Origin of the sequence: Roseateles noduli (assembly GCF_050626985.1) — a bacterium.
Classification (GTDB): Bacteria; Pseudomonadota; Gammaproteobacteria; order Burkholderiales; family Burkholderiaceae_C; genus Roseateles; species Roseateles noduli_A.
The window spans coordinates 5,691,591-5,712,740 of sequence record NZ_CP192463.1; the positions used below are offsets into that span (position 1 = coordinate 5,691,591).

The 21,150-nt window shown below is 68.8% G+C and carries 24 protein-coding genes and 1 riboswitch; of the genes, 10 read left to right on the forward strand and 14 right to left on the reverse strand.

Annotated elements, in window-relative coordinates:
• Positions 1-128: 128 nt before the first annotated feature.
• On the forward strand, positions 129-1,238 hold the full coding sequence (locus ACQ4L4_RS24860; RefSeq protein ID WP_431105012.1) for a class I SAM-dependent methyltransferase: 1,110 nt from the start codon (positions 129-131) through the stop codon (positions 1,236-1,238).
• On the opposite strand, the gene ACQ4L4_RS24865 is transcribed toward ACQ4L4_RS24860, so the two are convergent.
• Positions 1,207-2,436, reverse strand: a complete 1,230-nt coding sequence (locus ACQ4L4_RS24865) for a multifunctional CCA addition/repair protein (RefSeq protein ID WP_431101474.1) — start codon at positions 2,434-2,436, stop codon at positions 1,207-1,209. The genes ACQ4L4_RS24860 and ACQ4L4_RS24865 overlap by 32 nt on opposite strands.
• 172 nt (positions 2,437-2,608) lie before the next feature.
• Between ACQ4L4_RS24865 and ACQ4L4_RS24870 the strand changes: the two genes are divergently transcribed.
• Positions 2,609-2,884, forward strand: a complete 276-nt coding sequence (locus ACQ4L4_RS24870) for a hypothetical protein (protein ID WP_377157982.1) — start codon at positions 2,609-2,611, stop codon at positions 2,882-2,884.
• Between the two features lie 132 nt (positions 2,885-3,016).
• Here the strand turns inward: ACQ4L4_RS24870 and ACQ4L4_RS24875 are convergent, their stop codons facing one another.
• Both ACQ4L4_RS24875 and ACQ4L4_RS24880 read right to left on the reverse strand, forming a co-directional pair.
• Positions 3,017-3,718 carry a glutathione S-transferase family protein gene (locus ACQ4L4_RS24875; RefSeq protein ID WP_431101475.1) on the reverse strand — a complete coding sequence of 234 codons (702 nt, stop codon included), beginning with the start codon at positions 3,716-3,718 and terminating at the stop codon, positions 3,017-3,019.
• A 50-nt stretch (positions 3,719-3,768) separates the two neighbouring features.
• Complete coding sequence (locus ACQ4L4_RS24880; RefSeq protein ID WP_431101476.1) at positions 3,769-5,868, reverse strand: transglycosylase SLT domain-containing protein; 2,100 nt, start codon at positions 5,866-5,868, stop codon at positions 3,769-3,771.
• A gap of 11 nt (positions 5,869-5,879) precedes the next feature.
• On the opposite strand from ACQ4L4_RS24880, the gene ACQ4L4_RS24885 reads away from it, so the two are divergent.
• Positions 5,880-6,497 carry a 5-formyltetrahydrofolate cyclo-ligase gene (locus ACQ4L4_RS24885; RefSeq protein ID WP_377157979.1) on the forward strand — a complete coding sequence of 206 codons (618 nt, stop codon included), beginning with the start codon at positions 5,880-5,882 and terminating at the stop codon, positions 6,495-6,497.
• Positions 6,498-6,665: 168 nt separating this feature from the next.
• Here ACQ4L4_RS24885 and ACQ4L4_RS24890 read toward each other — a convergent pair whose 3' ends face one another.
• Positions 6,666-7,649, reverse strand: a complete 984-nt coding sequence (locus ACQ4L4_RS24890; protein ID WP_377157978.1) for a LysR family transcriptional regulator — start codon at positions 7,647-7,649, stop codon at positions 6,666-6,668.
• A 126-nt stretch (positions 7,650-7,775) separates the two neighbouring features.
• On the opposite strand from ACQ4L4_RS24890, the gene ACQ4L4_RS24895 reads away from it, so the two are divergent.
• Positions 7,776-8,138 (forward strand): DUF2917 domain-containing protein, encoded by a 363-nt coding sequence (locus ACQ4L4_RS24895; protein WP_431101477.1) that lies wholly within the window; start codon positions 7,776-7,778, stop codon positions 8,136-8,138.
• On the opposite strand, the gene ACQ4L4_RS24900 is transcribed toward ACQ4L4_RS24895, so the two are convergent.
• Positions 8,083-8,640 (reverse strand): TfoX/Sxy family protein, encoded by a 558-nt coding sequence (locus ACQ4L4_RS24900; protein ID WP_431101478.1) that lies wholly within the window; start codon positions 8,638-8,640, stop codon positions 8,083-8,085. The genes ACQ4L4_RS24895 and ACQ4L4_RS24900 overlap by 56 nt on opposite strands.
• Before the next feature lie 100 nt (positions 8,641-8,740).
• Between ACQ4L4_RS24900 and ACQ4L4_RS24905 the strand changes: the two genes are divergently transcribed.
• The 3 genes from ACQ4L4_RS24905 (at position 8,741) to ACQ4L4_RS24915 (ending at position 11,456) form a co-directional block, all read left to right on the forward strand.
• Positions 8,741-9,334, forward strand: coding sequence for a 5-formyltetrahydrofolate cyclo-ligase (locus ACQ4L4_RS24905; RefSeq protein ID WP_431101479.1), 594 nt, complete (start codon positions 8,741-8,743; stop codon positions 9,332-9,334).
• Between the two features lie 32 nt (positions 9,335-9,366).
• A complete protein-coding gene (gene pepQ, locus ACQ4L4_RS24910; protein ID WP_431101480.1) occupies positions 9,367-10,701 on the forward strand; it encodes a Xaa-Pro dipeptidase in 1,335 nt (444 codons plus the stop codon).
• 215 nt (positions 10,702-10,916) lie between these two features.
• Positions 10,917-11,456 (forward strand): hypothetical protein, encoded by a 540-nt coding sequence (locus ACQ4L4_RS24915; RefSeq protein WP_431101481.1) that lies wholly within the window; start codon positions 10,917-10,919, stop codon positions 11,454-11,456.
• A 232-nt stretch (positions 11,457-11,688) separates the two neighbouring features.
• Here the strand turns inward: ACQ4L4_RS24915 and ACQ4L4_RS24920 are convergent, their stop codons facing one another.
• The 4 genes from ACQ4L4_RS24920 to ahcY form a co-directional block, all read right to left on the reverse strand.
• On the reverse strand, positions 11,689-12,327 hold the full coding sequence (locus ACQ4L4_RS24920; protein WP_431101482.1) for an OmpW/AlkL family protein: 639 nt from the start codon (positions 12,325-12,327) through the stop codon (positions 11,689-11,691).
• Positions 12,328-12,456: 129 nt separating this feature from the next.
• A complete protein-coding gene (gene metF, locus ACQ4L4_RS24925) occupies positions 12,457-13,296 on the reverse strand; it encodes a methylenetetrahydrofolate reductase [NAD(P)H] (RefSeq protein ID WP_431101483.1) in 840 nt (279 codons plus the stop codon).
• Positions 13,293-14,024, reverse strand: coding sequence for a TlyA family RNA methyltransferase (locus tag ACQ4L4_RS24930; protein ID WP_377157970.1), 732 nt, complete (start codon positions 14,022-14,024; stop codon positions 13,293-13,295). Before ACQ4L4_RS24930 ends, metF begins: the two co-directional genes overlap by 4 nt.
• Before the next feature lie 34 nt (positions 14,025-14,058).
• Positions 14,059-15,492 (reverse strand): adenosylhomocysteinase, encoded by a 1,434-nt coding sequence (gene ahcY, locus ACQ4L4_RS24935; RefSeq protein ID WP_377157968.1) that lies wholly within the window; start codon positions 15,490-15,492, stop codon positions 14,059-14,061.
• Between the two features lie 102 nt (positions 15,493-15,594).
• Positions 15,595-15,693: riboswitch (S-adenosyl-L-homocysteine riboswitch) on the reverse strand.
• Positions 15,694-15,764: 71 nt separating this feature from the next.
• Here ahcY and ACQ4L4_RS24940 point away from each other — a divergent pair.
• The gene (locus ACQ4L4_RS24940; RefSeq protein WP_431101484.1) at positions 15,765-16,556 is read left to right on the forward strand and encodes an HAD family hydrolase; all 792 of its coding nucleotides are present in this window, start codon (positions 15,765-15,767) and stop codon (positions 16,554-16,556) included.
• On the opposite strand, the gene ACQ4L4_RS24945 is transcribed toward ACQ4L4_RS24940, so the two are convergent.
• The 4 genes from ACQ4L4_RS24945 to ACQ4L4_RS24960 form a co-directional block, all read right to left on the reverse strand.
• A complete protein-coding gene (locus tag ACQ4L4_RS24945; protein WP_377157966.1) occupies positions 16,484-16,966 on the reverse strand; it encodes a hypothetical protein in 483 nt (160 codons plus the stop codon). The two genes, ACQ4L4_RS24940 and ACQ4L4_RS24945, sit on opposite strands and share 73 nt — an antisense overlap.
• Positions 16,967-17,189: 223 nt before the next feature.
• The gene (locus ACQ4L4_RS24950; RefSeq protein ID WP_431101485.1) at positions 17,190-17,399 is read right to left on the reverse strand and encodes an oxidoreductase-like domain-containing protein; all 210 of its coding nucleotides are present in this window, start codon (positions 17,397-17,399) and stop codon (positions 17,190-17,192) included.
• Positions 17,400-17,449: 50 nt separating this feature from the next.
• Complete coding sequence (infA, locus tag ACQ4L4_RS24955) at positions 17,450-17,707, reverse strand: translation initiation factor IF-1 (RefSeq protein WP_067278543.1); 258 nt, start codon at positions 17,705-17,707, stop codon at positions 17,450-17,452.
• A gap of 85 nt (positions 17,708-17,792) precedes the next feature.
• Positions 17,793-18,008, reverse strand: a complete 216-nt coding sequence (locus tag ACQ4L4_RS24960; protein WP_431101486.1) for a hypothetical protein — start codon at positions 18,006-18,008, stop codon at positions 17,793-17,795.
• A gap of 489 nt (positions 18,009-18,497) precedes the next feature.
• Here ACQ4L4_RS24960 and ACQ4L4_RS24965 point away from each other — a divergent pair, with 489 nt between their 5' ends.
• Both ACQ4L4_RS24965 and ACQ4L4_RS24970 read left to right on the forward strand, forming a co-directional pair.
• The gene (locus tag ACQ4L4_RS24965) at positions 18,498-19,337 is read left to right on the forward strand and encodes an SDR family NAD(P)-dependent oxidoreductase (protein ID WP_431101487.1); all 840 of its coding nucleotides are present in this window, start codon (positions 18,498-18,500) and stop codon (positions 19,335-19,337) included.
• Between the two features lie 108 nt (positions 19,338-19,445).
• On the forward strand, positions 19,446-20,123 hold the full coding sequence (locus ACQ4L4_RS24970; RefSeq protein ID WP_431101488.1) for a hypothetical protein: 678 nt from the start codon (positions 19,446-19,448) through the stop codon (positions 20,121-20,123).
• A gap of 59 nt (positions 20,124-20,182) precedes the next feature.
• On the opposite strand, the gene ACQ4L4_RS24975 is transcribed toward ACQ4L4_RS24970, so the two are convergent.
• Positions 20,183-21,148, reverse strand: coding sequence for an AraC family transcriptional regulator N-terminal domain-containing protein (locus ACQ4L4_RS24975; protein ID WP_431101489.1), 966 nt, complete (start codon positions 21,146-21,148; stop codon positions 20,183-20,185).
• Positions 21,149-21,150: the final 2 nt, after the last annotated feature.

Sequence of the window (21,150 nt, forward strand, 5' to 3'; positions counted from 1 at the left end):
TGCCTGATTCCGCCCGCCTGAACGGCGCGGCGTCCGCGCCGCATGGCGCTGCCAGTCCCGTGCAGGGCGCTTCCCGTTCCTCGCAGGGGGCTTCGACCGCGTCGTCGCGGGGCGCGTCGGCTGCCGCGATGCAGCACGCGACGGACCCCGCCATGGCCGCGCTGCTGCGCGACGAGATCGCCGCCGCCGGCGGGTGGCTGCCGTTCGACCGCTACATGAGCCTGGCGCTGTACGCGCCGGGCGTGGGGTACTACGCCAACGCGCGACGCAAGTTCGGCACGATGCCGCAGCAGGGCTCGGACTTCGTGACGGCGCCGGAGCTGTCGCCGCTGTTCGGGCGCGCGCTGGCCCGGCAGGTCGCGCAGGCGCTGACGGTCAGCGGCACCGACACGGTGATCGAGTTCGGCGCCGGCAGCGGCGCGCTCGCGGCGCAGCTGCTGGAGACCCTGGACGCGGCGGGAACGCCGGTGTCGAAGTACTTCATCGTCGATCTGTCCGGCACCTTGCGCGAGCGCCAGGCCGAACGGCTGGCGCGCTTCGCGCCGCGGGTCGAATGGCTGGACCGCTGGCCCGACGAGATCCACGGCGTGCTGGTCGCCAACGAGTTGCTGGACGCGATCCCCGTCGAGCTGCTGCGCTGGGACGGTCAGCACTGGCTGCGGCGCGGCGTGACGATGGACGATCAGGGCGCGCTGTCCTTCGACGACCGGCCCGGCGACGCGCGCCCGCCGACGCCGCCGGAGCACGACATCGGCTTCGTGCCCGGCACGGTCACCGAGGTGCATCCGCAGGCCGAGGGTTTCATCCGCACACTGGCCGAGCGCCTGAAGCGCGGCGCGGCGTTCTTCATCGACTACGGTTTTCCGGAGTCGGAGTACTACCACCCGCAGCGCACCGGCGGCACCTTGATGTGCCACCACCTGCACATGGCCGATCCTGATGCCTTGGCGCTGCCGGGGCAGAAGGACATCACGGCGCACGTGAACTTCACCGGCATCGCGCTGGCGGGACAGGACGCGGGGCTGATGGTGCTGGGCTACACGAGCCAGGCCAATTTCCTGATCAACTGCGGCCTGGTCGACCTGATGAGCGGCGCCGACCTTGCGCAGCGCGGCATGGCCCACCGGCTGATCGCCGAGCACGAGATGGGCGAGCTGTTCAAGGTCATCGGCTTCGCGCCGGGGGAGGGGTTCGATGCGCTGGGGTTCAGCGCGGGCGATCGCTCTCACACGCTTTGAGCGCCGCCTTGCGGGCCTCGTGGATCGCCTGGCCGATGGCCGGGCCCTTCTTGCCGGCCGCCAGCGCGGCCGAAGAGATCGCCGCCTGATCGACCGATTGCACCGCGCGCAGGTCGTGCAGCAGCGCCGCGCGCTGCGGGTAGGGGCGGTCGCGCAAGCCCGCGCGACCGCGGGCGTCGCACTCGCAGGCCAGCAGCAGCTGGGCGAAGCGCTCCGGCCGGCGCAGCGCATCGCTGCGCTCGATCAGGCGCAGGCGCGCCTCGGCGCTGAAGTCGAGGCTCTGGTGCACGTGCGTGTGTTCGCGCGCGACCAGCTCGGCGAGCTCCTTGCAGTCCGACGGAACCCGCCAGCGCTGCGACAGCGCCGCCGCCAGTTCGACGCCGCGTGATTCGTGCTTCAGGTGGCGCGGCCATTCCGCCTCGGGCGTCGTGCCCTTGCCGAGGTCGTGGCACAGCGAGGCGTAGCGCACCGGCAGCGGCGCCTCGACGCGCGCGCATTCCTCCAGCACTAGCAGCAGGTGGACACCGGTGTCGATCTCCGGGTGGTGCGCCTCGGGCTGCGGCACGCCGAACAGCCGCTCCAGCTCCGGCGCGATGCGCGCCAGCGCGCCGCTGTCGCGCAGGATCTCGATCATCCGCGCCGGGTGGCCTTCCATCAGGCCGCGGGCGACCTCCTGCCAGACGCGCTCGGCGACCAGCGCGTCGGCTTCGCCGGCGGCGACCATGGCGCGCATCAACGCCATCGTCTCCGGCGCCACCGTGAAGTCGCCGAAACGGGCCGCGAAACGCGCCAGCCGCAGGATCCGCACCGGATCCTCCGCGAAGGCGTCCGAGACGTGCCGCAACACCCGCGCCTCCAGGTCGCGCCGACCGCCATAGGGGTCGATGAGCGTCCCGTCTTCCGCCTGGGCCATGGCGTTGATCGTCAGGTCCCGGCGTGCCAGGTCCTGTTCAAGCGTCACATCGGGGGCCGTGTGGAACTGGAAACCGTGGTACCCGGCAGACGTCTTGCGCTCGGTACGGGCCAATGCCACCTCTTCATGGGTCACGGGATCCAGGAAGACCGGGAAATCCTTGCCGACAGGAAGAAAACCCTTGTCGATCAACGACTTGGGCGTTGCGCCGACCACGACCCAATCGCGGTCCTGCACGGGCAGTCCCAGCAGGGCGTCCCGGACAGCCCCCCCAACGAGATACATCTGAACACTCATGTTGCGGCGCAGCATCCCCGATGAAGGGGATAGCTAAAGTAGTCTCTCTATCCGTATATTCACCAATGCCACCTGCACACCAGTGTCTGTTCAAACAGACCAACTACCGAGAGAGACGTTGTAGTCAGGCAGGCCGGCATAGCAGTAGGGAGTATCTTGAATGAAGTCTGTTCTTCTCCTCCTGCTGGGCGGAATTGGTCTCGCCGCCCAGGCGCAGGAGCAGCAAGCGCCGGACACGAACTCCGTGCACGTCGCCGCTGACACCAGTTTCACCCGGCAGAGCCAGCCCGCCCCCGCGCAGCTGGCAGATGTCAACGAACAAGAGGGCGCGGACACCGTCGTGCCGTCCTTCGTCTCTGAGCCCACGAACCAGGCCATGATGCTCGGCGGCCTTCTCGCCGCAGGTTTCATGGTCCGCCGCCGCCGCGACCACTGACGCAGCTCCGGGTTGGGCGCGCCGCGTCGTTGCAAATCCTCGCCATAGCGCCGCTATGGCTCCGGTTTGCGCCTAGCGGAGCATCCCAACCCGAACCCGCGTCAGCCGTCGCGGTAGCCGCGTCATCCACCCTCAAGCCTTCAGCACCGGTACCGGTCCGCTGACGTCGCGGTAGGGCTCTTCGAAGTCGAGGAAGTCCTTCTCCGCCATCGCGTCGGCGATCCACTCGCGCACGCCCGGCGCCGCCTGCACGGCGTCCGTGTAGGCCGTCAACGGCGCGGGCAACGGCAGTCCGTAGCGCGTCACCCGCATCACCACCGGCGCGAAGAACGCGTCCGCCGCGCCGAACTCGCCGAACAGGAAGGGGCCGCCGCTCTGCGTCAGCGCGTCGGTCCACAGTTCCACGACGCGGGCGAGGTCCTTGCGCAGGCCGGCCTCGGTCTGCAGCAGCCGTGCACCGACGGTCGTCAGGTCGGCGTCGATGTTCATCATGCAATGGCTGCGCAGTTGGCCGAAGCCGCTGTGCATCTCGGCGCAGAGGCAACGCGCCCGCGCGCGCTGGCGGGCGTCGCGCGGCCAGACGGCCTTGTTGGGGAAACGCTCGGCCAAGTACTCGACGATCGCCAGCGAATCCCAGACCGCGAGGCCGTCGTCCACCAGCACCGGCACCTTGCCGGTCGGCGTGACCGCGCCGATCTCGCGATAGAAGGTCGAGTCGGGCGCGAAGTCGAAACGGACGATCCGCTCCTGGAAATCGATGCCCAGTGCCTTCATCAGCACCCATGGGCGCATCGACCAGGACGAGTAGTTCTTGTTGCCGATGATCAGCTGCATGCGGAAAGCTCTCTGCAAAGGGGAAGGGCGCCGTCGCCGGCGCGCCGGGGTCAGTTCGTGCCGTTGGCCGGGATGTCCGGCGCCGACGCGGCGGCCGGGCCGATGACGCTGCCGAGCCGTTCGCGCAGCACGATGCCGCGCTCGCGGCCCATCAGCTGCGCGTAGATCGTCGCGTTGGACAGCACCTTGCGCACGTAGTCGCGGGTCTCCCAGATGGGGATGTTCTCGGTCCAGATCGCGGCGTCCAGCTGCGGACCGTCGCGCCAGCGGCGCGGCCGGTTCGGGCCGGCGTTGTAGGCCGCCGCGGCCATCGCCTGCGAGCCCTCGAAGCTGTCCATCACCAGCTTCAGGTAGCCGGTGCCCAGACGCAGGTTGGTGTCGCGGTCATGCAGCATGTCGGGCTTGAAGTCGACGCCCAGCTTCCTGGCCGTCCACTTGGCGGTGGCCGGCATCACCTGCATCAGGCCGCCGGCGCCGACATGCGAGCGCGCGTCCATCATGAAGCGCGACTCCTGCCGGATCAGGCCGTAGACGTAGGCCGGGTCCAGGCCCACCGCCGTCGATTGCTTCAACACGTCCGAGCGGTAGGGCATCGGAAAGCGCTGGGCGAGGTCGATCTCGGTCTTCGTCCGCTCGCTGGTCTGGATGCAGCGCTCCCAGAGCTCGCGTTCGCAAGCGGCCTGCGCGATCGACAGCAGCTCGCGATCCGACAGGCCGCGCAGGCTGAAGTTCCATTCGCGCTGGCCTTCGCTGCGCAGGCCCACGGCGAGCAGCATCAGCGCGCGCTGGATGCCCGGATTCGCCAGCCCCTGCGCGCGCTCCGGCGCCGTCAGATCCGCGGGCGTCGGCGGCAGCGGCAGGCGCAGCTTCAATTCGTCGGCGGCGAGCTTGCCGTAGAAGCTGAGCGGAGAGGCGATCGCGCGCAGCGTCTCCTGGGCTTCGCGGCGCTGGGCGTCACCGGACGGCCCGGTCGGCGCCAGCTGCTGCTGCGCCTTCGCGCGCCAGTACTGCCAGGTGATGTCCTTCTGGTCCGAGGGCTTCATCAGCGCGATGGCCGCGATCAATTGCTCCGGCCGGCTCGCGCCCGCGTCACCGCGCAGCGCGGCGCGCGCCATCCAGCTGATCGTGTCGTCGCTCCATTCGATCGGACCGAGCTTGGCCTGCAGCTTGATCGCGCGATCGAAATGCTCGTTGGCCTCGTCCTTCAGCCGCAGCGCCGCCTGTCTGCCGTACTGGGCCCAGAGCCACGCGGACAGGTCGTTCGGCAGCTTGGCCGCCCAGCGGCGCACGTCGTCGTCCGCCTTGTCGTAGTCGGTCGCCAGCAGGCGCATCAGCGCCAGCATCGTCAGCTCGGCCTTGGCGCGCGGGGAGGCCGCGGCCTTGCGCTTCAGGTAACGGTCCGGCTTGTCCATCAGCTCGGCCAGCGCCTCCTGGTCGGGCTTGGACAGCAGCGCCCCGGCCTGCTTCACCGCGCGGGGCTTGTTGGTCTCGACGATGAAGCGCAGCTTGCGCCAGACGTCCGAATCCTTGAACTGGCCGTTCTCGTGCAGCGTGGCCGCGAGCATGTTGCAGCCCTCGTCCGCGTCGCGTTGCGCGAACCAGGCGGCGCGGGCGGCGTCTCGCAGGTCGCGCCCCGGCGGATCCGCGAGCAGCGCGTAGCAGGCGACCTCGCGGTCGTCCTGCATCTTGTAGGCGGCGTGGTCGCGGCGGAAGTTGATCCAGTCGCGACGATGGCCCAGTTCCAGCAGCCAGTCGTTGCGCAGCCGGTCCTCGACGTAGGCGCCCGGCCAGCGCGCGTAGAACGCGTTGAGCTCCGGCTGCTGCGCCTCGGACAGGCGGGCGTTCAGCTCCCAGTAGTCGAACCAGGGCGCGAGCGGATGCTGCTGGTCGAAGGCGACCTGCCGCATCGCGGCCAGTCGCGAGCGGTCCCGGACGCGCCAGGCCTCGCGGGCGTCGGTGACCAGGTCCGGCAGCGGCGGCAGGGGGTTGGGCACGACGTTGAAGGTCGTGGTCGATTGCGCGAGCGCAGGCGGGGCCGTGACCGCGGCGGCCACGCAGAGGGCGCCCACGGCCCCCAGGGCGCCGACGGTGGCCGAGACGGTCACGGTGGCGGAGGCGAGGGCGGTTACAGTGATCCGAGCGAACTTCATGCCGACCTGCGATGAGTGACTCCCCCACGGCTCCCGAAGCCGCCGGCACAACCGGCAAGACCTGGCCCCATGAGCGAAGCGAATTGCGTCGCGCCTTGCTGGCGCGCCGCCGCGAATGGTGGGCCGGTGCCGAGGCACGTCTCGCCGCCGACAAGCTGGGCGAGCAGCTGCTTCCGCTGCTGCGCCAGCTCGAGCCGCTGACCCTCGGCCTCTATTGGCCCCTGGAGGGGGAATTTAACGCAGCGGCCTGGGCCTCGACCCACAAGCTCGGGGGAGAAATGCAATTGGCCCTGCCCTTCGCGCGTAAAGCCGGCGACCACGGGCCGGCGTCGATGACGTTCCGGCGCTGGGACGGCCAGGAACCGACGGTGAAGGACGAGTGCGGCATCCCCAGTTCGACCGGGCCGGTGCTGGTGCCGGAGGTGCTGCTGGTGCCGTGCCTGGGCTACACGAGGGAAGGTTTCAGACTGGGCTACGGCGGCGGCTACTTCGACCGCTGGATCGAGGCGCACCCCGGCGTGACGACGATCGGTCTTGGATGGAGCTGCTGTGAAGCCGCCTTCGAAGTCCAGCCGCATGACCAGGCACTGACCGTGGTGCTGACCGAGCGCGAACTCATCGCGCCCTGACTGAGCGGACCGGAGCGCCGCTGGCCCTCACCCCCACCCTCTCCCGCAAGCGGGAGAGGGTGTGCGACCAGTTCCACTCGCAGCACCGGCTCCTCTTGCCCCCTCTCCCGCTTGCGGGAGAGGGCGGGGTGAGGGCCAGCGGCGGTGGCAGTGCGCAAGCCTTCTTGCTCAGCCCGAGTTCTCATCCACCGGCGGATCGGGCTCGCCGATCGCGCGGCGCGTGAGCGCGGCGTGTTCGCCGATCCAGCGCGCGAATTCGACGACCTCGGGCCGCGCCCGCCCGTGCTCCGACATCATGAGCCAGTACACCGTCGGGCAGTCGGTGCGGCCCGCCTCGCCGAAGGGCTCGACCAGCTCGCCGCGCTCCAGCGCTTCGTAGATCAGCGGCAACCGGGCCAGCGCGACCGCCTGGCCGGACACCGCCGCCTGGATCTGCTGGTAGGTGAAGTTCAGGTACATCCAGCGCCGCGGCTGCAGGTCCGGCGCGCCGTGCAGCGCCAGCCAACGCCGCCAGCTCAGGAACAGGCCGCTGGGACGCTGGTCGTCCTCCTCGGCCAGCGTGTACTGGCGCAGGTCGGCCGCCTGGCTCAGCGGCGGTCCCTGTCCCTCCTGCGCCTGCTTGGCGACCCAGGGATTCACGACCGGCGTCAGCATCTCGCCGAACATCCGCTGCGCCGAGGGCGCCACCCGGTTCGGCGCGGCGTAGCGCAGCGCGACGTCGAATTCGCTGTCGTCGATCTCGACGAGCTGATCCAGCGCCGAGACGCGGATGTCCATGTCCGGATGCTCGCGCTGGAAGGCCTCCAGCCGGGGAATCAGCCACAGCGACGCAAAGGAGGCGAAGGTCGTCACGTTGACGACGCGCCGGCCCCGCGTCGAGCGGATCTGGCGCACCGTGCTGTCCAGCCGCTCCAGCATCGGCTCCACGGCCGACAGCAGCAGCTTGCCGTCCGGCGCCAGCTCGACGTGGCGCGTGCCGCGCAGGAAGAGCGTGGCGCCCAGTTCCTCCTCCAGCGACCGGATCTGGCGGCTGATGGCGGACTGGGTGAGGTAGAGCTCCTCGGCGGCGGCGCTGAAGCTCAATCGCCGGGCGACCGCCTCGAAGGCGCGCAGCGAACCGACGGCGAGCGGGCGATGACGGGGCGGATTCATGCGTGGATGGTATCAATCGACGCGACAAGACTCATTGGACCGCTGTGCGGGTCAACCCTAGTATTGCACCATGTTCACGAGGAAGGCCGCCGGTGCGCGGACCGCCCGGCGGACAAGGAGCAGATCATGAATGTCATGCAAAAGTCATCAATCCAGGTCAGCCGCGACGACGCCGCGTGGACGTTGTCGCAGGGCGAGGCCATGAGCCTGCCGATCGGCCCGGGCCGCCGTGAACTGCATGTGCTCGTCGGTCGCGTCTGGGTCACGCAGCGCGGCGACCTGAACCTGCCGGCGCAGGACTTCTGGCTGTCGGCCGGTGAAACGCTGGAGGTCGCCAGCGGCACCGAACTCGTCGTCGAAGCCTGGCCGACCGCCCGCTTCCAGCTGATGGTGCCGCCGCAGGCCTGCGCCAACAAGCCGGTGCGCAGCGTCGTCAGCCGCCTGCCTTCTTTCGGGCAACTGTTCGGCCAGCGCCTGGCGAACGCTTGACCGCAGGAGCCGTCGTCGTGACACCCTTCAGCGCCTTGACCGGTTTCTCCGTCCTGACGGTCCTGGGCTCGGCGCTAGTGCCGGCGCTCTTCTTCGGCGTCCTGGCCTTCGGCTTCGCATTGGCGGAGCGCAAGGCCGACTCCATCGCCAGCCGCCCCCAGGGCAGCATCAGCGCGGGCGACTCCAGCGTCTCCTCCGGCGGCCGGAAGTAATTCAGGCTGGCGACCTCCTCCCGCCCGTCCTTGCCGGTCTTCGAGTACCGGAACGGCTCGCAGCCGGCGGCCACATACCGCGCCTGGCTGACGGCGTCGGCCTTCAGGTAGAGCTCGTCGCGACTGATGATGGCCAGGAACAGGCCGTCCACATACAGCCCGAAGCCGCCGAACATCCGCCGCGCCAGCACCGGCCCGAGCGGGGCCAGCAACTCCATGCAGTGATTCGCGAAGTCCGCGCCGGCGCCGGTGAGGTGCCGGACGGTTCCCGTGGTGGTGGTGCGTGCCATGGCGCCGACTCTAGATCAGCGCTGGCGCCCTGTCCGCGAGGCGGCCACAATGGTCCGCTCCAGGGCCCGCCGGGTCCTCAAGGGAAGGCGAATGGGCTGGATGGATCCGAACGACAAGCTGCCGATCTCCGAAGACCGCCAGGCGCTGCGCGAGCGCCTGATCCGCGAACGCCTGGACCTGCCGGGCCGCCTTGAACTCGCCGACGTCGTGCAGAGCGTGCTGCGCGTCTGGCTGATCGGACGCAAGGAAAAGCGCATCGCCGCCTACTGGCCGATCAAGGGGGAATTCGATCCGCTGCCGGCGCTGTACCGCTGGAGCGAGGTCGACGGCGACCGTCGCATCGGCCTGCCCGTCGTCGATCGCGAGGAAGGCCGGCTGCGCTTCCACGTCTGGTACCCGGGCTGCCCGATGGAAGAGGACGCCACCGGCATCACCAAACCCAAGGACACCGAGGCCTTCGATCCGCAGTTGCTGCTGCTGCCCTGCGTGGGCTACGGCCCGGGCGGGATCCGCATGGGTTACGGCGGCGGCTTCATGCTGCGCACGATCGGGCAGATCCAGCCGCAGCCGGTGGTCGTCGGCGTGGGCTTCAGCCACGGCTTCCAACCGACGCTGACCGCCCAGCCGAACGACGTTCGGCTCGATGCGATGCTGACCGAGATGGGGGTCGTCTGGGAGAATTCCCGCGCATGAATCCCGCCTCGAGTTCTGCCGTGAGCCCTGCCATGAGTTCCGTTGATCCCCACGCCCTGAACGCCCTCTACACGGTTCACCTCGCGGAGCAGCAGCGCCGCACCGAACACGCGCTGCAGCGCGGCGGATTCGACGCGCTGCTGATCGCCTCGGGCATCGAGAAGTTCGCCTTCCTCGACGACCGGCCTTACGTCTTCCAGCCGAATCCCCACTTCAAGCTGTGGGTGCCGCTGATCCGCCATCCGGACAGTTGGCTGGTGATCCGGCCGGGGCACAGGCCGCGTCTCGTCTACGTACAGCCCGAGGATTACTGGCACGTGCCGCCCGAGGCACCGAGCGGCTTCTGGGTGGACCACTTCGAGCTGATCGTCGTGCGCAAGCCGGAGGAGGCGCTGCCCTATCTGCAGGTGCCGGGCACGCTGGCGATCGTCGGCGAAGCGGACGCGGCATTGGGAGACATCGTCCCGAACAATCCGCCCGACGTGCTGAACCCGCTGCACTACGCGCGCGCCGCGAAGACCGGCTACGAGCTGCTGCGCCTGCGCGAGGCGTCGGCGCTGGGCGCCAAGGCGCATCTGGCGTCGCAGCGCGCCTTCCGCGACGGGCGGTCCGAGGCGGCCATCCACAACGCCTATCTGGACGCCTGCGGCTTCGCGGAGCGCGACCTGCCCTACGGCAACATCGTCGCGCTCAACGAGCACGCGGCGGTGCTGCATTACCAGTACCAGGACCAGCGCGCGCCGTCGCAATCGCTGTCGCTGCTGGTGGACGCGGGCGCGCACAGCTGCGGCTACGCGTCGGACATCACCCGCACGACCGGCAACGGCGACGCGTCGTTCCAGGCGCTGATCGATGCGATGGAGGCCTCCCAGCTGCGACTGGTCGACCGCGTGCGCGCGGGCGTGGACTATCGCGACATCCACCTGGACTCCCACCGCGAGATCGCCGGGGTGCTGCGCCAGCTCGGCATCGTGAAGATGGACGAGGACGCGATGGTCGCGCAAGGCGTGACGTCGACGTTCCTGCCGCACGGCATCGGCCACCTGCTGGGCTTGCAGGTCCATGACATCGGCGGCTTCATGGCCGGCGAGGATGGCGGCACGATCGCCAAGCCGGAAGGCCATCCCTACCTGCGCCTGACGCGCGTGCTGCAGCCGGGCATGGTGGTGACGATCGAGCCGGGCCTGTACTTCATCCCGATGCTGCTGGACAAGCTGCGCGCGACGCCCGCGGCGGCGAACGTGGATTGGGCGCTGGTGAAGCACCTGAGCGCGTTCGGCGGTGTCCGCATCGAGGACGATGTCGCCTGCCGCGAAACGGGCGCGCCGGAGAACCTGACGCGGGATGCGTTCGCGGCATTGATCTAACGCAAACAACTTTCAGATCGTGAGTCGGAAAGGCGCGTGCCAGGTCTTGCGCCGAAGAGAATCATCCACGGTTGCCCATGAGGTTCTTCGCTTCCAAGCCTTGAGGTCCTGAGAGGAAGCGTCGACTGTCGAGTCCCTCGGAGGCCCAGTCAATCGACTGGGCTTCGTCGTTTCGAGGCCTGGAACAGCGTTGCCTCGCTACGTGGATGGATGCGATGTCGTACTCCTCGATGAAGATCGATGGCGTCGAGGTGAGCCTTGAACACCTCGCGCCGATCGTGCGCAAGGTGAGCCTCGAATTGCGAGGAGGCGTCAAGAAGGTCGTCCCCGTGGAGTTCCGCTTTTCCTGTCATTGCTTTTCGAGGGGGTTGGAAGCGGGGGAGGTCGCGCCGGATGGGCACGCCGTCCCGGATGGTTCTTCTCATCAGCCGCGGCCTCGCGTGTTTGACGCCGAGCGGTACGAACTCTCGAAGCGGCTGGTGCGCGTGATCGATGAACTCATCCGCTCGAATGGCCGTGTGAGTCGCACGCGCCACGAGAACTTCTATCGCGTTGAGCTCACGCCGATCGCATCGATGCCGGATCTGCACCTGCAGTACTTCGTGTTCTTCAGGGCCCGGCGTCTGACGCCACCCAATCGACCGCGCTCATTGCTGGTCTGGGTCGAATCTGCGTATCCGGCGCGAGCCGGCGTACCGCCGCCACGAGGCATGGGGGCCCGGACCTTTGGCGCTGCGCTGGGGGAGTGCTGGTGAAAAAGGAGAAGGGGCCCGCGTAGGCCCCTTCGAAGAAGGCGCGACGTTCGCTTTAACCCTGCGGGACCGCATGAGCGGCGGAGAACGGCTGGTTACGTCGCTGTGCCGTTGCTTCGGGCGTAAGCCCGGTGAACGCCAAGTCCAGCCACCGTGGTGGCAAGCGGGCAGAACACGAGGAGTAGGTTAGCGTGAACGGCGTCGAGCTGTCAATTTCGGGCGATGGCCGCAGCGATCAGAACCGATAACCGACACCCACGCCCACCAGCAGCGGATCGATCTTGAACTTCCCGACGTTCACGCCCTGGGAGCGGACCTCGGTGTCCATCTGGATCTTCTTCACGTCGACGTTGATCGACCACTGCTTGTCGAGCATCACGTCGAAGCCGGCCTGCGCGGCCAGGCCGACGCTGTGCTTCTTGATGGTCGGTTGCAGCGCCGTCTGCACGGCGGGCTCGAAGTGGACGCCGGAGAAGCTCGTGTAGTTGAGGCCAGCGCCGACATAGGGGCGGAAGGTCCCTTCCGGGTTGAAGTGGTACTGCAGCGTCAGTGTCGGCGGCAGGTGCTTCACCGTGCCGATGCGCGTGCCGTTGCTGTAGAGCTTGTGACGCTGCGGCACGGTCAGGATCAGCTCGGCGGCCCAGTTCGGCGCCAGGAAGTAGCTGAAGTCGAGCTCGGGGATCGTCTTGCGGCTCAGCGACAGACCCAGGCCGGTCTTGTCCTTGTCCGCCGGGTCGATGTTCACCGCGCGGGCGCGGTACACCCACGGGCTGCTCTGCGCGTGGGCCGACGGGGCCAAGGCGGAGAGCGCCGCGAGCGCGACGGCCGCGACGATGGCGGGGCGGAAAGAGGCGAGGGGGGTGGTGCGGGACATGCGGTCACTCCTGATCAATGGGATGACCGGGATTGAACGCGGACCGCTCCGTGAGCACCTTGACCATTCACAAGGAACGGCGGCGAACCGGAGCGGTTCCCTGCGATGGCGCGGAGCGTTTGCGCCTTATCAAGCTTTCGCGGCGAGACCGAGGCGTTCGCACAACGCCAGCGTGAGCGCGCTCTGGTTGAGCGAATAGAAATGCAGCCCCGGCACGCCGCCGGCGATCAGCCGTTCGCAGAGCCGCGTGACGACGTCCAGGCCGAAGGCGCGCACCGAGGCGGCGTCGTCCATGTAGCCCTCCATCTTCAGCGCGACCCAGCGCGGGATCTCGATGCCGTCGCGTTGCGCGAACTGCGCGATCCGCGCGAAGTTGTTGATCGGCATGATGCCCGGCACGATCGGCACCTCCACGCCGATCGCCCGCGTCGCGTCGACGAAATGGAAGTAGGCATCGGGGTTGTAGAAGAACTGCGTGATGGCGCCGCTGGCGCCGGCGCGTACCTTGTCCGCGAAGAACTGCAGGTCGCGCGCCGCGTAGCGCTGCTGCGGGTGGTACTCGGGATAGGCGGCGACCTCGATGTCCCAGTCCGCGCCTTGCGTCTCGCGGATGAAGCGCACCAGCTCGGCCGCGTAGCGGAACTCGCCCGCCGTCGCCGTGCCGCTGGGCAGGTCGCCGCGCAGCGCGACGACGCGCCGGATGTTCTGTGCGCGGTAGGTCGCCAGGATCTCCGCGATGTTCTCGCGCGTCGAGCCCACGCAGGACAGGTGCGGCGCCGCCTCGAAGCCGGACGAGGCGATGTCCGCGACGGTCGACAGCGTCTTCTCGCGCGTCGATCCGCCCGCGCCGTAGGTGACGCTGAAGTACTGGGGATTCACCGCGCGCAGCTCCTGCACGACGGTCTTCAGCTTCTCGGTGCCGACGGGCGTGTTGGGCGGGAAGAATTCGATGCTGACAGGCGTCGTCATGGTTTCTGAACCCAGATGAAAAATTCGGTATTGCCGTCGCCGCCGGTGACGGGGCTTTCGAACCAGCCCCTGACGACGAGGTCGCGCTTCTCGGCAGCCGCCACGGCCTGCTCCTTGAGCACGACGTATTGCGCCTTGTCCTTGACGATGCCGTTCTTGTTCAAGGCCTTCGGACCCAGCTCGTACTGCGGCTTGATCAGCAGCAGCGCCTGGCCTTGCGGCTTGAGCCAACCGACCACGTGCTTGAGCGTGCCGATCATCGAGATGAAGCTCAGGTCGCCCACGACGAGATCGAAGGGCGCCTCGGGGACGTAGTCCTTCACGTGCATGCCTTCATGGGCGGTCACGCGCGGGTCCGCCTTCAAGGTCTCATGCAGCTGGCTGTGGCCGACATCGATGCCGGTCACGTGCGCCGCGCCGGCCTTGAGCAGCACGTCGGTGAAACCGCCCGCGCTCTGGCCCATGTCCAGCGCCGAGAGGCCTGCCACCGACACACCGACCTTGGCCAGCGCGCCTTCGAGCTTGAGCCCGCCGCGCGAGACGTAACGCAGCTCGGCGTCGTCCGTCACGCGCAGGGGGGTGGTCTCGGGCAGGTCCTCGCCGCACTTGCGCACGACGGTCCAGCCCTTGGGGCCTTCCCACTCGACCGCACGCGCGTCGATCAGCCGCTGGGCGGCCGAGCGCGTGGGCGCCAGGCCAAGGGAGAGAAGCAGCTGGTCAGCACGCATGGGTCGGGTCTCGGGTCAGGCTAGGGTCAGTGGATCAATAGCGATAGGTATCGGGCTTGTACGGGCCCGACTTCGACACGCCGATGTAGGCGGCCTGCTCGTCCGTCAGCTCGCTCAGCTGCGCGTTCAGCGTCTTCAGCTGCAGGCGCGCGACGTGCTCGTCCAGATGCTTGGGCAGCACGTAGACCTGGCCGACGGCGTAGGCGTCCTTGTGCGCGAACAGCTCGATCTGGGCGATCGTCTGGTTGGCGAAGCTGGAGGACATCACGTAGCTCGGGTGGCCGGTGCCGCAGCCCAGGTTCACCAGACGGCCCTTGGCCAGCAGGATGATCCGCTTGCCGTCGGGGAAGATCACATGGTCGACCTGCGGCTTGATCTCTTCCCACTCGTACTTCTCGATCGAGGCGATGTCGATCTCGTTGTCGAAGTGGCCGATGTTGCAGACGATGGCGTTGTGCTTCATCGCGGCCATGTGCTCATGGCGGATCACGCCCTTGTTGCCGGTCGTGGTGACGAAGATGTCGGCCTTGTCGGCGGCGTATTCCATCGTCACGACGCGGAAGCCCTCCATCGCGGCCTGCAGCGCGCAGATCGGGTCGATCTCGGTGACCCACACCTGCGCCGACAGCGCGCGCATCGCCTGGGCCGAGCCCTTGCCCACGTCGCCATAACCGGCGATCACGGCGATCTTGCCGGCGATCATCACGTCGGTGGCGCGCTTGATGCCGTCCACCAGCGATTCGCGGCAGCCGTACAGGTTGTCGAACTTGCTCTTGGTGACCGAGTCGTTGACGTTGATCGCGCGGAACAGCAGCGTGCCCTTGGCCGACATTTCCTTCAGGCGGTGCACGCCCGTGGTCGTCTCTTCCGTGACGCCGATGATCTCGGCGCTCTTGCGGGTGTACCAGGTGGCGTCCTCGGCGACCTTCTTCTTGATCGCGGCGAACAGGATGCGCTCTTCCTCGCTGCCCGGGTTGGCCAGCACGGACAGGTCCTTCTCGGCCTTCTGGCCCAGGTGCATCAGCAGCGTCGCGTCGCCGCCGTCGTCCAGGATCATGTTCGGGCCTTCGCCCGGCGTGCCCTTGGCGCCGAAGTCGAAGATGCGGTGGGTGTAGTCCCAGTAGTCCTCCAGCGTCTCGCCCTTGTAGGCGAAGACGGGGGTGCCGACGGCGACCAGCGCGGCGGCGGCGTGGTCCTGCGTCGAGAAGATGTTGCACGAGGCCCAGCGGACTTCCGCGCCCAGCGCCTGCAGCGTCTCGACCAGCACGGCGGTCTGGATCGTCATGTGCAGCGAGCCGGTGATGCGTGCACCCTTGAGCGGCTGCGCGGCGGCGTATTCCTCGCGGATGGCCATCAGCGCGGGCATCTCGCTCTCGGCGATCTTGATCTCCTTGCGGCCCCACGCGGCCAGCGACAGGTCTTTGATCAGGTACTGGTCTTGGGCCAGCGGCTTCAGTTGGGCGTTCATGCGGACTCCTGCGAAGAAGGGCCGTCGACACCAACGATCGGGACGCGGGGAGATGCGGAGAGGGCATTTGCCGCTCGGTCCTCACCCGGCCAACGAAGGGTCGACGGGTGAGCGCGGTTGCCATTGCCGCGGACGTGTCGCCGCGCGGCGGTTCCGAGCCTGGCCTCGATGGGATGGGAGGTCGCAACGCTCCTCGGAACAGGGCGCGATTGTAGTCAAGTTCCGGCCGCGGCTCGATGACAGCGTTGCGCTCGGGGCCACAATCGCCCCCCATGCGAACGATCCCCCCGCTCAGCGACTGCCCCCGCGCGGCCTGGCTCCCCCTGCGCGGGGTGCTGACGGACATCGACGACACCCTGACGGCGGATGGCGCCATCGCGCCGGCGGCACTGGATGCGCTGCACCGGCTGCACGCGGCCGGCGTGCCGGTCATTGCGATCACGGGGCGCCCGGCCGGCTGGAGCGAACCGTTCGCGATGGCCTGGCCGCTGCGCGGGATCGTCGCGGAGAACGGTGGGGTGCTGCTGCATCGCGAAGGGGCGGCGCTCGCGACCGAATTTGCCCAGGACGACGCGACGCGATTGGCGAACTTCGCGCGACTGCAGGCGTGCGCGCGGGAGATCGTGGCGACCGTGCCCGGCGCCGTGCTCGCGCGCGACAGCGCCGGCCGGCTGACCGACATCGCCGTCGATCACAGCGAGTTCACGACGCTCGACGACGACGCGATCGCCGCCGTCTGCGACCGGATGCGCGCGCATGGGCTGGTGGCGACGGTCAGTTCGATCCACGTCAACGGCTGGATCGGCGATCACAGCAAGTGGACCGCGGCGCAGTGGGCGGTGAAGCGGCTGACGGGCCTGGACTTCGATCCCGCCGAGTGGGTGTATGTGGGCGACTCGACGAACGATCAATTGATGTTCGAACGCATGCCGCTGTCGGTGGGCGTCGCCAACATCGCGCGTTTCCTGCCGATGCTGGACCACCCGCCCGCTTATGTCACCGCGACCGAGCGCGGCGACGGCTTCGCCGAAGTGGCCCGGGCGCTGCTGTCGACGCGCGGGTAGGCCGGCTCGTCGGCGACCGGGCGGTGGGGGCGCGGCTGGCGGCCCTCGACCGGGTCCCAGGCATGACGGCCGACCAGCGCCGAGACGCCGGGCCAGTCATGCCCGCGCGGCAGCACGCGGGCCAGCGCCGCATGGCTGACCCGGCCCCCGAGGGCGACCAGACGCTCCGCCACCTCGATCCGCCGACGGCGCAGCCGCGGCAGCAGCCAGCGATTGGTCGGACGCTCCCGAAGCACGCTCGGATGCGGCATGCAGCGGTGCTCCGCCATCAGCAGGTGGCGCAGCAGGATCTCCAGTCCGAAGGGATCGAGGCCCCGCCAATCGGTGCTCAACCGCGCCAGCGCGAAGCGCAGATTGGCCTGCGCGTCGGAATGCGCGACATGGAAGCGGTTCTGGCCGGTCATGAACATCTGGACCTCCGGAGGGCGGGAGCACCGCGCCGCTGTGGCAAGTGCGGCGCCTGTCCTTGATGTCGGCCATCGAGCCTCGGTTCTGAACCGGGGGATGTCCCCGAAAACGTCACGAAAGGAAAGCACCCGGTGGAGGGAGGGGGGCGACGGGCCCGCCAAAAGGAAAGGGCCGCGCGAGGCGGCCCTTCGGGTGGGGTCCGGAGAATTGTCAGGACTTCAACGTTCAGGACGCCTCGGGATGGCGCGACTTCCAGGCACGCAGGGCCTGTCGGTACGCGTCCATCGCCAGATCGTGCAGGTCGAAGATGCACGGGTCGCAGCCGTTGCCGCAGCACGCATCGATGTCCGGCTGCGGCGGCGGCACGGGCATCGGATCGTCGCCGGCCTCGAGCGAGGCCGGAACAGCGGCGGAGTCGGACTGGACGTCGGTCATGGCCGGCGATTCTCGCGCAGGGGGCCTGGGGCCTCCCGCGGCAAGGCGCGTCAGCGACGGACCGGCGGCGGACCCGAGTGGTTCGAGCGCTGCAGGTGACGGAAGGTGATCCGGCCCTTGGTCAGGTCGTAAGGCGACATTTCCAGCGAGACGGCATCGCCGGCCAGGATGCGGATGTGATGCTTGCGCATCTTGCCGCCCGTGTAGGCGATGACCTGATGGCCGTTTTCCAGCGTCACGCGAAAGCGCGAGTCCGGCAGGATTTCGTTGACGACACCCTGCATCTCGATCAGTTCTTCCTTGGCCATACGGCTTGCTCCATTCTTGAAGATGAAAACGGCGCCAGCCGCGGTCTGCCGCAGGCCCTCGCCTTGGATATCAGCGGCGCGCGACTCAGTGGTTGCGCGCCCAGGCGGTGCCTTCGGTCTCCGCATAGCGCAACGCGGCGCGGCGGGTCTCGAAGGTCGGCACGAATCGCATGACACGATCAATGCTGGCCATGCCGCGTCCCGACTGGATCGAGACGGCCGCGGCGAATCCGCCGTCGGCATGGGGTTTGGTCATCGGTGAGACAAGGAATCGCCCCACCTCAATGCGTTTGTTCTGCATCGTTATTTTGAGGTGTGCGCCTTGACAGGCAATCGCAATAAGCAACCGTCTTGGCGCGGTGTGGGAAGGTGTGTCACTCCGATTCGATGATACGAACAGAAGAGGCACGGAAAGTGGCTTCTGATGCCAATCAGCCGAATGGCGAACAGGCAGACCGAAGCCAGAAACGCTCAAGCGCACGAACCGGGGGGTGATGCTGGTGCGAGCCGCTCGCAGAAGGGTCCTTGGGAGGGACCGGAGGGGCTGCAGAAGAAGACCTGAAGAGGGTGGTCTTGTGCGAGTCAAGTCGGGGAATATAACACAAGGGCCGTTGGCGCGCATCCCCGGGTGTTGCGTCGGCGCCGGAACGGTACTTTGGCGGATCGTGCAAGCGGTGCGCCGGAATCGGCATGGGCGATCGCCGCCCCGTTCCTACGATTCATCCGTCCCCCAACACCGGCCCCGGCACTTCATGCCGCCGGCCCCGAACCCCCTGAAGGACGGAACTCCATGAGCAAGATCTGGTTCATCACCGGCGCCAACCGCGGTTTCGGCCGCGAGATCGCCCTGGCGGCGCTGGCCGCCGGCGACCGTGTCGTCGCCACCGGCCGCAACGTCGACGCGCTGAAGACGGCATATGCCGACCACGGCGAGGCCGTGCTGTGCCTCCCGCTGGACGTCAGCCGCGAGGCCGATGCTGTCCACGCGGTCGAGCAGGCCGTTGCCCGCTTCGGCCGCATCGACGTGCTGGTCAACAACGCCGGCTACGGGCAGCTCGGCCTGTTCGAGGAAATCAGCGCCGCCGACATCGAGCGCCAGTTCGCCACCAACGTCTTCGGCCTGATGCATGTCACCCGCGCGGTGTTGCCGGTGATGCGTCGTCAACGCGACGGGCACATCCTGAACATCGCGTCGGTCGGCGGCTTCCGCGGCTTCGACGGCGCGGCGGTGTATTGCGCGACGAAGTTCGCCGTCGACGGCTTCACCGCGTCGCTGGCGCCCGAGCTCGCCGGCTTCAACATCCGCGTGACGGTCGTCGAGCCGGGCTTCTTCCGCACCGATTTCCTGGATGCCAGCTCGGTCCGCTACGGGTCGCAGTCCATCGCGGATTACGCGACGCTGCCCACGCCGCCGCTGTCGACTTATGAGGCCTACAACCACCAGCAACCCGGTGATCCGGCAAAGCTGGGACGGGCCTTCGTCGAACTGGCCGCGATGCCGACGCCGCCGCTGCATTTCGTGGCGGGCTCGGACGCGCTCGGCATGGCGCGCGAGACCTTCGGCCAGCGGATGGCGGAGGTCGAGGCCCACGCGGGGCTGTCGGCCTCGCTGGATCGCGACGGCGTCTGACCGACCGTCTCGGGCGGGCCTCCGGCAACGGTCACGGGGCGCGGCTACCATCGCGCCCCAGGACAGGTCGGCCGGGGAGGGCGCGATGGATCGAGGAGGCGCGCCCGCATGACGGCGTCGCATTGGCAGCGTCCCGCAGGCAGGCGGCGAGGGATCGGGCTGGCTGCGGCGCTGCTGGTGCAGGCCGCCTTCCTGTCGATGCTGTGGATGGACCACGGCTGGCGAGGGCGCGGGACATCCGAAGGCCCCCGGCTGACCGAGGTGCGGCTGCTGCCGCTCCCGACGAGCCGCGAGACACCGCCCGCGGCCCGACCAGAGCGTGAACGACGTCGGCTCGAGCTTCCGCGGGTGCAGGCGCCGATCCTCGTGGCGCCGCCCGAGGTGACGATCACCGCCGCGCCGCCGTCGACGTCGATCCAGACGGTGGCGGCCCCGGCACTGCCGGCCTCGGGGGCGTCCGCGCCGCTCGGCAACGGGCGCACGACGCTCAACCTCGCACTGCCGAAGGCCGGTCCCGCCTCCGATGCGCGCGTGCGCATGGCCGATCAGATCCGCAACGACGATCGCTCCCACAGCGCGCCGCGCACCGTCGAGTCCGCGATCGCGGACGCCGCCGGCACCCTGCCCATCGTGTCGAGCGTGTCGACGAGCGGCTCGGGCTCCAAGGTGATCCGCCAGGGCAGCAAGTGCACGCGGGTCTACGAGAACCGCGTCGCCGCCATCAACCCGACGGACGATCGTCTCAAGGACGCGCCGGCGATGGTGGGGAACTGCTTCGGCAAGTGAGGGGGCCTGGCCGCCGCGCGTGGACACCCGACGGTGGCGCAACCGGATCGCGGCGGCGCTCAGGCCGTGAACCGCGAGGCCGGCGTGTCGCGCCGCTTCGCCGCGTCCCGCGATGGCGGTGCACCGTAAAGGCGGCTGTACTCGCGGCTGAACTGCGACGGGCTCTCGTACCCGACCGCATGGCCGGCTCGCGCGACTTCCAGGCCCTCGGCGATCAGCAGCCGGCGGGCCTCCTGCAGTCGCAGCTGCTTCTGGTACTGCAAGGGACTCATCGACGTCAGCGCGCGGAAATGGTGGTGCAGCGACGACGCGCTCATGTGCGCCTCCTTGGCCAGCGATTCGATGCGCAGCGGTTGCGCGTAATGCGCCTTCAGCCAGCGGATCGCGCGGTGCACGCGCTGCGTCTGGCTGTCGGCGCGCGCGACCTGCGCCAGACGCTCGCCCTGCTCGCTGCGCAGCACGCGGTAGACCAGCTCGCGCATGGCCATGGCCGCGAGCGCGGCCTGGTCCTCCGGATGATCGAGCAGCCGCATCAGGCGCGCCGATGCGTCGAGCATCTCCGCCGTGACCGCGCTGACGAAGAGGCCGCGGCCGAGGTCGTCGCCCTCGGCGTTGCCCGTCGATGCGACCGGCGCCGCTGATGCCACCGGTATCTGTGGCGCGGCGGGCGCGCGAGGCGGACCGCTCCGCGCGACCAGCTCCGCCACCTCCTCCGGATCGAAGTCCAGGCGCAGGCAGAGGTAGGGGCGCTCCGGGGTCGCCTCGGTCACGCGGCCGCTGACCGGCAGGTCGGTCGTGAACACCATGAAGCGCGCGGCATCGTAGACGTAGCGCTCCTCGCCGAGCCGCACCTCCTTCGCGCCCTGCGAGATCACGCACAGCGAGGCCGGCTGAACCGCGTGCGCGAGTTCGCCGCCCGGCGCGTCGAGCCGGATGATCCACAGCCGGGGCAGGGCCGTCGGCCAGACGCCCTCACGCGGCGCATGGCGCGACAGCATCGCGCTCAGCGCCTCGGTGTCCTGCATGA